The 563-nt window shown below is 72.1% G+C and carries 1 protein-coding gene; it reads left to right on the top strand.

The window, feature by feature from the left end:
- On the top strand, nucleotides 1-563 hold a 563-nt coding region (locus G3N99_RS41480; protein ID WP_206125343.1), incomplete at both ends, for an ABC transporter ATP-binding protein.

The following is a 563-nucleotide window of genomic DNA, read 5'->3' as shown; positions in this document are numbered from 1 at the left end:
CGAGGCGCTGCTGATCGTGCTGATGGCCGGCAGCGAAATCTTCCGGCCGCTGCGCGACCTGCGTTCCGTGCTGCACCAGGGGATGATCGGCCAGTCGGCGGCGAATGCGATCCACGCGCTGCTCGACGCGGATAGCCGCGCACCGGCCGCCGACGCGCCGCGCGTGTCGGGCCTGCGCCCGGAGATCGTGTTCGACGGCGTCAGCTTCGCGTATCCGGGACGCCGCGCGGACGCGCATGCCGCGCTGACCTTCTCGGTTCGCGAGGGCGAGACGGTGGCGATCGTCGGGCCGAGCGGCGCGGGCAAGTCGACCATCGTGCGCCTGCTGCTGCGCCAGCACGATGCGCAGGGAGGCGCGATCCGCATCGGCGGCCACGACGTGCGTACGCTCGATGCCGGCCAGGTGCGCGAGATGATCGCAGTCGTCGCACAGGATGCGACGCTGTTCGACGGCAGCGTGGCCGACAACCTGCGGCTCGGCCGCCCCGACGCGAGCGACGCGGACATGATCGCCGCCGCGCGTGCCGCCAACGCGCACGATTTCATCTTGGCGCTGCCCGACG

This window comes from Burkholderia sp. Ac-20392, from assembly GCF_017104585.1.
Classification (GTDB): domain Bacteria; phylum Pseudomonadota; class Gammaproteobacteria; order Burkholderiales; family Burkholderiaceae; genus Burkholderia; species Burkholderia lata.
This window is presented reverse-complemented; position numbering and strand designations above follow the sequence as displayed.